Below are 6,272 nucleotides of genomic sequence, written 5' to 3' on the forward strand. Positions count from 1 at the left end.
AATGCTGAAGCCTTTCGTTGATTCGATGTCGAAAAATGGGGTTTGAATTGATCATAGAGGGGAAGTGTTAGGTAAAGATAAAAAGCGTAGCCCAAATTATTTAGCTGATGTTTCTTACGTATGCAAGTCCTGCAAAAGCGGTCTGGGTGCCGGAAGCATCAGCAACGGCGCTTGTTCATTCTTCTCCCTTCGCGTAAAATATGATTGATAATCATTCTTAATTGATGGGCGGAAAAAGACAATGCTAGACACGAGAACTCACACGTTTGGAGACAGCCATTATATTCAGACCACGGACGGGCGCCAGCTGCATTATATGGAGAACGGAGCAGGCGAATTTACCGTCGTATTCGAATCAGGCATGGGCTTGTCCCGCTCCACTTGGGGGCTTGTACAGCCGCTAGTTGCAAAATATGCGCGAGCCGTCGTCTACGACCGCGCGGGCACCGGAAGGAGCCAGCCGGACGGGGCGCCAAGGACGCTGGCTAGAATAACGGAAGATCTGGCTTGCTTGTTGAACCATTTGGGAACAGGCCCATTTATCCTCGTCGGGCATAGCTGGGGCGGACCGATCATTCGCACGGCAGCTGCGATGAATCCAGCACACATACATGGGCTTGTTCTGGTCGATCCATCGGACGAGCATTGTGGGCTATATTTTGAACAATCGACAGTGAAGCATTACGCGAGAATGAATAAGCTGATTCCGCTTCTTGCAAGAACGGGTCTGTATCGGCTAATGGGGAGCAGGCCTGGCAGGCTCCTACCTAAGGATGTATATAAGGAACACTACAAGGAGGACTTCACTCTGCAGGCAGCTAGAACGATGTTAGCTGAAGGAGCGCCGTTCCTTGAGGACTTAAGAGCGCTTAGGGAGCATCCGCTTAAGTTGGAGGCCATAGAGGTGTCCGTCATCTCTGGCACTCAAATGTCTCGTATGGAGCAAAAGTTTCGGCCTGCGCTTCATGAAGCCCATCGACAGACGGTCGCTGCATTAGCGAGAGGCCGTTTGATTGAGGCTCCGCATTCCGGGCACATGATTATGTACACAGAGCCTCGTCTAATTGTAGATGAGATAAAACGGATGATTGAATAAGCTGGGAGGTTGCCAACAGTGGGTTACGCTTACGAGGAGTTGGCTCAATATTTTGCTGATACGCCGCTTAGGCTGTACGGTGTGTACCGAACGCGGCTTGAAGCGAACCGGATTTACGGTGGTCATGTGGACAAGCCGACGACAAAGTGTGCTGTCATTATTGCGCTGGATGGGGAAGCGGAGTTTATATTCGATGACAAAGAGCGCTACCTCCTAGTACCGGGCAAGGTACTGATCGGTGGCGTGGGCAGGCAGCTTGAGATTCTCTCCGGTGAACAAGGATTTCGGTATTGTTTGGCTCATTATTTACCCATTGATTCTATCCATGTCAAAGCTAACGAATTTATCGAGTTGAATGGGAGTACGGCTGGAGCAGCACCAGCGAGACAGCCCCAGGATATTGCCGTGCTGGAGGCTGCGCTTTCGCCCGATCTTCTTCGGCTCGTTGACGCACTGATTGAGGCAGATTCCTCCCCCGATTTCATGAACTTGCTGGAGAAGAAGTCGATCTTCTATCAGGTCATTGCCAACCTATTGCAATCGGAGCGGCATGGCCAGAATAAGGAAAGCTATCCGGTAATTGAGGATGCTATCCTGTATATCCAAGCGCATTTCATGGAGCCCATTACGCTTGCGGCGCTAGCCGAGCGATACAAGCTGAAGTCCAAGTATTTCTCGCATCTATTCACTAAGTATACGGGGATGGGACCCATCGACTACCTGATTCACTACCGGATGAACAAAGCGCAGGAGTGGCTGCAGACAAAGCAATTCTCAGTATCCGCCGTTGCTCGCAGCGTTGGATACGTAGACCCGTATTATTTCAGCAGATTGTTTAAAAAATATAAAGGAATCGCCCCCAGCCAGGTTGTACTGAGCAGCAGGGAGCTTGAACGCTGACGCGAAATGCCTGCCGTGGAAATCGTCCATCCCTTGAGCGGGAATCTCTCCATTCTCATCCAGTGCTTATGATGGTACTGTTTTAATAGTGAATGAGAATTGTTATCGGTAAAGGTAACAGAAAAGAGGATGTTAGTCATGTATTGGAATTCGAGAAAAACAAGTTATCCCGTAATCGTTGGATTGCTGAGCCTGATTTTGTTCTTGAGTGCTTGCTCTGGCCATGCGGGATCGAATAATGGAGGGGCACCAAGCCCTTCACCAAGCCCATCACCGAGTGCCGTCAGCGAGCAGGAAAAGTCAGCGGCATTTCCGCGCACCATCGAGGCCGCCAACGGAAGCATTGTCATTGAGAAGCAGCCAGAGCGCATCGCGGTGGTTCACTGGGGCTACATAGAATCAATTCTGCTCTTCGATCTGAAGAACGTGGGACTCGCATTGCCGTTTACGAAGGAGAGCTCCTCGCTGGAATCGGACAACTACAAGCCTTATGTAGACAAGATTGACGAATTAGTAGTTGTAGGCGAGAACACGACGGTTAACATGGAGAGTCTGCTGGAGTATGCGCCAGATCTCATTATCGCCGGGAACGCAATTAACGCCGAAGTAACCGATCAACTGGAGAAAATTGCGACGACGGTTGTCGTCGACGAGGCTCAGACCGACGTGTGGACCAACTGGCCGGCGCTCGTCACGAAGTTTGGCGAAATTTTGGGTCAAGAGGATGTAGCGACTGATTTCATCGCTGGATTCGAGAACAAAATCAAGGACGCCAAGGAAAAGCTGGCCGATGTAGAAGGCAACGTGGCATTTCTGCAAATCCGGGATAAGGTAGCCTACTTGGGTGGAACAAAAACGTTGACGCCATATTACGAGAAGGGACTCGACCTTAAGGCACCGAATGACTCCGTTATGGAGCAAGGCGTAGAGATGTCGCTGGAAGGACTGGCCGAGCTGAATCCGGACCATCTGTTCCTCGGTTATTTTAACTATAATAATCCTTCAATGGCTGCTGTCTCAGACGAGTGGGAGAAGAGCGAGGTATGGAAGAAGCTGAAAGCTGTCGAAAGCGGTCAAGTGTATGGGTTCAACGGTGCGCTAGGCATGGGCTACGGCCCGATTGGCCAGAGCTATGGCATTGACACGGTAGTCGAGGCGCTCGACAAGTAAAACCTGAATCATTGAATAGGCTTCCTCCTTTGGGGGAAGCTTTTTCTTAGTCTAGAGGGGGAGGAGGGGCTGTATCTTGTTCACGATTAACTTAAGAGAGCCTCTAAGAGGCCAAAAGCGCAGGTCTTGGGTTAATTCTGCCCAAGGACCTGCGCTTTCTTCATGAAACGATTCCTGTCTAGCTCATTGGGGATGTACACCACAGAATTAATCACTATTGGGACGGTCCCTTCACAATAAGCATACGACTAAATAATGACTATTTAACTTCTGCCTCAGCTGGATCTGTGGAAGGCACGGGAACGGCTTCTGTTACGCTCGGTTGAATATCACTAGCCGACTCAGACGGATCTGTGGAAGGCACGGGAACGGCTTCTGTTACGCTCGGTTGAATATCACTAGCCGACTCAGACGGATCTGTGGAAGGCGCGGGAACGGCTTCTGTTACGCTCGGTTGAATATCACTAGCCGACTCAGACGGATCTGTGGAAGGCACCGGAACAGGTTCCGTGACGCCCGGTTGAATATCACTAGCTGCATCAGACGGAGCGGTGGAAGGCACCGGAATGGGTTCCGCTGATGAGTTGGCCGTTTGATTTTTCTCGCTGGCCGCTTTAGCCTCAGCTACCTGGGGCGTGTTGCCTGATGCCCATACCGCAGCGGATGTATTGATTAAAGCTACCGCAAATACGGTTGAAACAGATAGAAAAATGGTTTTCTTGCTCAGGTTCTTAACATTTAGCATCAGGGATAATCTCCTTTTTAATTGTTTTCCATCACCGGATAAAGAGGCGCCAAGCTGTACAGGGATATTTCTTGATTCTGAAATTACGTTTAAAATCGTTTGCCCGTAACGTATGCGCTCGGCCTGGGACATGCCTTTGACCACTTCTTCATCGCAGGATAGCTCGCTCCATGTATGAATGTCCTTACGAAGAAAATGAACAAAAGGGTTAAACCAATGCAGGGCGCTGGCTCCTAGCATAAACACTTTAACCCATAAATCTTTGCGTTTCAGATGAATCAGCTCATGACGGATGATCATGCTCATGTCTACGTTTGTGGTACTCTCCATAGGGAGATAAATGACAGGCTTCCAAAGACCAACAAGAATGGGACTCTGAATAGAGGAGCTATAAGCAAGCCGGACTTTGCTTTTAATTCCAAGAGCCTGCTTCATCAGGTAAAGCTGGTTAACCGCCTCGCTGTTTAATGGGACGGCTGTGCTCGTATTTGCCAGCTGCTTTAAAAATCTACGGTAACAATACGTCTGCCAGGCTGCAAAAGCTACAACTCCGATTGCCCATATGGCTATTACAAAAAAAGCCGCATTTGTTGAAATTGTCCATTCTGGAAAGAGCGGCTCAGGCTTGAAGCTCAATAATGCTCCGGGCTGGGCATGCTGTACGCCCGAAGCAGATTCATTCATGCTGGGATCGTTTGGCGTACGGAATGGAACCATTCGCGAAATCCACTGAATGATAAGAACGACGGGTAATAAATACAAGCCTACCGCCATTTTGTTAATGACGTACCGCCACTTTGTAGGCCAAATCGCGGTGGATAGGTGCTGTGTTAACCAAATAAATGTGACAACGACAGTTCCAGCTACGGTTAGGCTGGACATCAATGCAAAAAGGTTATTCATATGCAGCACCTACTTTTCCGACAGCCATTTTTTAAGTTCCGCGATATCTTCGTCGGATAGCTTATCACCATCGTACAAAGCCGAAACCATATTCTTTACGGAGCCTTGATATAAGCCATCCAAGACGTGCTGCGTCCCTATTAGCCTGTAATCCTCGGCCGAAATAAGCGGCTCGTATTTATTGATCCGTCCATGCCTTGTAGTAGTCAGCGCCCCTTTCTCGACTAGGCGCGAGAGGAAAGTAGAAATGGTCTGTGCCTTCCATTCCTTTCCTTTTAGAGCAAACAAGCTTAGAAGCTCAGTAGATGTGACTGGCGGGGTGCACTCCCAAATCACCTCCATTAGCTCTAATTCCGTATCCGACAACTTTTGGATCTGGTTCACTGTGAACACCTCTTTACTTCGTTATGCGTCCATAACGAGCTTAGTTACTACATGATGTAGTAACTAAAACCTACTACAATTTGTAGTAGGTTGTCAAGTTAGCGGATGGGTTTGACGCCCTCAAGTTAACTTGCTTATTGGTCAGAGTGTGCAATAAAAATAACCTCCCTTCGTTATGTACAACGTAAGGAGGTTATTTTTATTCTTATGATTACCGATCTTTCCTATTTTCTTGTAGTTCGTCCAATTGATGCTCCAAAAGCTCTAGCTGCTCTTTATTTTGCTGGACGGTGTCCATGTGTTCGTGATGTTGCTCTGCATTATCTAGCGCATTTTCTGCATGTGCTATTGAATCGTATGCTTGCTGAGTTGTTTGCTCTTCCGGATAAGACATCGCTTGCTTCACCGCATGATTTGCCTTTTGGACAGAGTTACTGAGCAAAGTGCTTGGATGATCCTCTTTCCAGCTTGTGTCTGTGTGCTTAGCCAAGTGTACTTTTTCCCCCTCTCGATTAGGTCATGTTGTCCACACTATAGCTTTGTAAAATATCCAATAAAATATGCATGGATTGCAGCTAAGAACAGACATATGAGCTGAAAATATTATAAAGCCGGTAGCTAAATAGCTGACTCAAGGTACAATTTACGCAAGTTTAAATGCGCACGCTCTTTACACTAAGAAAAAACCGTAGAACTGACTGTAAGTATTGAAAGCATACAATTTTGATAATTGAATTGATTCGATAGTTCTATTTCTTTTGAGTTCTAAAAAAGGTAAAATTTATATTAAATTGCTTTTGTATACTTATTCCCTTTGAAAAGAAGGGTGATTTGTAAGAGAAAACATGTGGAGGAAGTCGGATTACGGTACTTTGTACAACAGTACAAAAAAAGTAGTAGGGGGAGCAATTTTGAATAAAACAATTAAAATAACACTTTTCATCGTAGCTATATTTTTATTGTTGACGGATTGTAATATGAAGTGCGACACATAAAAATGACCCATGACCGATTCGTGTGTAGAATGAAGTTACCACACTACCCCTACACAGGAGAATCAGCCATGAGCTACCA

The 6,272-nt window shown here is 47.3% G+C and carries 6 protein-coding genes; 3 read left to right on the forward strand and 3 right to left on the reverse strand.

What is annotated here, in order from left to right:
• The first annotated feature begins 241 nt into the window (after window positions 1-241).
• From AC50YG_RS31340 to AC50YG_RS31350, 3 genes are all read left to right on the forward strand, one after another.
• Entirely contained in the window at window positions 242-1,096 is an 855-nt protein-coding gene (locus AC50YG_RS31340) for an alpha/beta fold hydrolase (protein ID WP_494832748.1), read from the forward strand.
• Window positions 1,097-1,114: 18 nt separating this feature from the next.
• Window positions 1,115-1,996, forward strand: a complete 882-nt coding sequence (locus AC50YG_RS31345; protein ID WP_494832750.1) for a helix-turn-helix transcriptional regulator — start codon at window positions 1,115-1,117, stop codon at window positions 1,994-1,996.
• Window positions 1,997-2,134: 138 nt separating this feature from the next.
• A complete protein-coding gene (locus tag AC50YG_RS31350; protein WP_494832752.1) occupies window positions 2,135-3,166 on the forward strand; it encodes an ABC transporter substrate-binding protein in 1,032 nt (343 codons plus the stop codon).
• Between the two features lie 259 nt (window positions 3,167-3,425).
• Here the strand turns inward: AC50YG_RS31350 and AC50YG_RS31355 are convergent, their stop codons facing one another.
• The 3 genes from AC50YG_RS31355 to AC50YG_RS31365 all read right to left on the reverse strand — a co-directional run bounded on the left by AC50YG_RS31355 (window position 3,426) and on the right by AC50YG_RS31365 (window position 5,688).
• Complete coding sequence (locus AC50YG_RS31355) at window positions 3,426-4,814, reverse strand: M56 family metallopeptidase (protein ID WP_494832754.1); 1,389 nt, start codon at window positions 4,812-4,814, stop codon at window positions 3,426-3,428.
• Window positions 4,815-4,823: 9 nt separating this feature from the next.
• Entirely contained in the window at window positions 4,824-5,198 is a 375-nt protein-coding gene (locus AC50YG_RS31360) for a BlaI/MecI/CopY family transcriptional regulator (protein ID WP_341280767.1), read from the reverse strand.
• Between the two features lie 211 nt (window positions 5,199-5,409).
• Entirely contained in the window at window positions 5,410-5,688 is a 279-nt protein-coding gene (locus AC50YG_RS31365; protein WP_494832756.1) for a DUF2564 family protein, read from the reverse strand.
• Between the last annotated feature and the right edge of the window lie 584 nt (window positions 5,689-6,272).

Source organism: Paenibacillus sp. J31R34, assembly GCF_059383715.1.

Bases quoted from the DNA above. Each gene is read 5' to 3' on its own strand.
- AC50YG_RS31340 (WP_494832748.1), top strand. From the start codon at position 242: ATGCTAGACACGAGAACTCACACGTTTGGAGACAGCCATTATATTCAG.
- AC50YG_RS31350 (WP_494832752.1), top strand. From the start codon at position 2,135: ATGTATTGGAATTCGAGAAAAACAAGTTATCCCGTAATCGTTGGATTG.
- AC50YG_RS31355 (WP_494832754.1), bottom strand. From the start codon at position 4,814: ATGAATAACCTTTTTGCATTGATGTCCAGCCTAACCGTAGCTGGAACT.